The organism is Cellulomonas sp. P4_B5_2 (assembly GCF_056402235.1).
Genome location: NZ_JBFUHU010000398.1, coordinates 1 through 2,861, shown reverse-complemented (window position 1 = coordinate 2,861; position 2,861 = coordinate 1). Strand labels below are relative to the sequence as shown.

Genomic DNA, 2,861 nt, shown 5'->3' with positions numbered 1-2,861 from the left:
GTGCGGGACGTCGGGATCCCGGTGTTCGGTCCGTCGGCCGCCGGCGCGCAGCTCGAGGGGTCGAAGGCGTTCGCCAAGGAGGTCATGGCCGCCGCCGGCGTGCCCACGGCCGAACCCCGCGTGGCGACCACGATCGAGCAGGCCGCCGCGGGTCTCGACGCCTTCGGTGCCCCGTACGTGGTCAAGGACGACGGGCTGGCCGCGGGCAAGGGCGTCGTCGTCACCGACGACCGCGCCGAGGCGCTGGCGCACGCGGCCGCCTGCCTGGCCAAGCCCGGCGGCCGGATCGTCGTCGAGGACTACCTGGACGGCCCGGAGATCTCGCTGTTCGTCCTGTCGGACGGCGTCGACGTGGTGCCGCTGGTCCCCGCGCAGGACTTCAAGCGCGCGCACGACGGCGACGAGGGGCCCAACACCGGCGGCATGGGCGCGTACTCGCCGCTGCCCTGGGCGCCCGCGGACCTGGTCGACGAGGTGGTCGAGCGCGTCGCCCGGCCGACGATCGCCGAGATGGCTCGCCGCGGCACCCCGTTCTCGGGGGTCCTGTACGTGGGCCTCGCGCTCACCTCGACCGGGCTCAAGGTCGTCGAGTTCAACGCCCGGTTCGGGGACCCCGAGACGCAGGTGGTGCTCGCCCGGCTGGAGACGCCGCTCGCGGGTGTGCTGCTCGCGAGCGCGACCGGCACGCTCGGCGCACTGCCCCCGCTGCGCTGGCGCGACGACGCGGCCGTGACCGTGGTGATCGCGTCCGGCGGGTACCCGGGCAGCGTGCGCGCGGGCGACCCGATCACGGGGATCGAGGCCGCCGAGGCGCTGCCCGGGGTGCACGTCCTGCACGCGGGGACGGCCCTGCGGCTCAACGCCCCCGGCGACGACGACACGGCGATCGACGGCTCGCACCTGGTCGCAGCCGGCGGGCGCGTGCTGTCGGTCGTCGGCGTCGGCCGGGACCTGGCCGCCGCGCGCGCCGCGGCCTACGCCGGTGTCGAGCGGATCGAGCTGCCGTTCTCGCACCACCGCTCGGACATCGCCGCTGCGGTGGCAGGCGTCCCGCTGGTCTAGGTTCGCGGGATGGGCAGCTTCGAGAAGTTCGAGTACGGCGACGGCGCCTGGGGCGGGGACGTCTCGGTAACGCCGAGCCTGAGCATCGAGGTGCACGACAGCGACATCGCGTCCGTCGACTACCGGCCGGCGCCGGACGGGCTCGGCCGGTTCTACCTGGGCTTCCAGCCGCGGGACTACTTCGACGACCCGGCGGAGAGCGACCCGGTCGACCTCGACGCCGAGGCGGAGGCGTTCGCCGAGTGGGCGCTGCTGGTCGGCGCGGTCGACGTCGAGGCCAAGCACGTCCGACGTCTGCTGGCCGCCGAGCACGTGGACGAGCCCGAGGACACGTTCGTCGAGGAGACCGTGGAGCGGCTGGTGCGGCTGGTCGGGCTGCCCATCCCGGACGGGCTCGAGGGCGGAGACGATCTCGTCTGACGCCGCGCGGACCTGCACACTAGGGCCGTGACTGCGACGACCCCGGACCTGGCCGGCTGGACCCACACCTACTCCGGCAAGGTCCGCGACCTGTACGTGCCGGACGGCTCGGGGTCGACCGAGGCCCTCGGGGACGTCGTCCTCGTCGTCGCGAGCGACCGGGTGTCCGCGTACGACCACGTGCTGAGCCCGGGCATCCCCGGCAAGGGGATCGTCCTGACGCAGCTGAGCCTGTGGTGGTTCGAGCAGCTCGCGGACCTGGTGCCCAACCACGTGGTGTCGACCGACGTGCCCGACGCGGTGGCCGGCCGCGCGATGGTGTGCCGCCGCCTGGAGATGTTCCCCGTCGAGTGCGTCGCGCGCGGCTACCTGACCGGGTCGGGCCTGGCGGAGTACCGGGTGTCGCGGTCGGTGACCGGCATCGCGCTGCCCGAGGGCCTGGTCGACGGCTCGCGCCTGCCGCAGCCGATCTTCACGCCCGCGACGAAGGCGGAGCTGGGGGAGCACGACGAGAACGTGCCGTTCGAGGCCGTGGTGGAGCAGGTCGGCGCCGACGCGGCCGAGGCGCTCCGGGCGCTCACCCTCGCGGTCTACGGACGCGCCGAGGCCATCGCACGCGAGCACGGCGTGATCCTGGCCGACACCAAGCTCGAGTTCGGCACCGACCCGACGACCGGCGCGATCACGCTCGGCGACGAGGTGCTCACGCCCGACTCGTCGCGGTTCTGGCCCGCCGACCTGTGGCACCCCGGCCGTGCGCAGGCCAGCTTCGACAAGCAGTTCGTGCGCGACTGGCTCACGTCGGCCGCGTCCGGGTGGGACCGCGACTCGGACACCCCGCCGCCACCGCTGCCCGCGGACGTGGTCGAGCGCACCCGCGACCGGTACCTCGAGGCGTACGAGCGGCTGACGGGGACGTCCCTGTCGGTGTGAGGTTCCCGACACGCCCGTCGCGGATCGGCGCGGGTCTATGAGGTTAGGCTTGCCTCATTAGCTTGACCTCGATCCGATGGGAGCACCACCGTGCGCATCGCGCGCCTCTCGGCCCTGGTGGCCACCGCGACGGCCGTCGCCCTCACCCTCGCCGCGTGCGGCGGGTCGTCCGACGACGCCTCCGGCGACACCTCCGCCGAGCCCACGTCGGACGCGCTCTTCCCCGTCTCGATCGACTCGGCGCTCGGCACCGCGGAGATCGCCGCGAAGCCGGAGCGCGTGGTGACGCTCGGCTGGGGCGCCGCGGACATCGCGTTCTCGCTGGGCACCACGCCGGTCGGGATCGAGTCGGACACCTGGGGCGTGGTGACGCTCGGCTGGGGCGCCGCGGACATCGCGTTCTCGCTGGGCACCACGCCGGTCGGGATCGAGTCGGACACCTGGGG

Annotated in this window: 3 protein-coding genes and 1 pseudogene; all 4 read left to right on the top strand. The window is 74.1% G+C overall.

Annotation, left to right across the window (positions count from 1 at the left end; all coding sequences use genetic code 11):
• Positions 1–1,062: phosphoribosylamine--glycine ligase (gene purD, locus AC1DUQ_RS20115; protein ID WP_477074456.1), on the top strand; the 1,062-nt coding region annotated here is incomplete at its 5' end.
• Between the two features lie 9 nt (positions 1,063–1,071).
• The gene (locus tag AC1DUQ_RS20110; RefSeq protein WP_477061051.1) at positions 1,072–1,482 is read left to right on the top strand and encodes a hypothetical protein; all 411 of its coding nucleotides are present in this window, start codon (positions 1,072–1,074) and stop codon (positions 1,480–1,482) included.
• Positions 1,483–1,509: 27 nt separating this feature from the next.
• Positions 1,510–2,415, top strand: a complete 906-nt coding sequence (locus AC1DUQ_RS20105) for a phosphoribosylaminoimidazolesuccinocarboxamide synthase (RefSeq protein ID WP_477061052.1) — start codon at positions 1,510–1,512, stop codon at positions 2,413–2,415.
• A 90-nt stretch (positions 2,416–2,505) separates the two neighbouring features.
• Positions 2,506–2,861, top strand: a pseudogene (locus AC1DUQ_RS20100) (hypothetical protein); the annotation flags it as partial.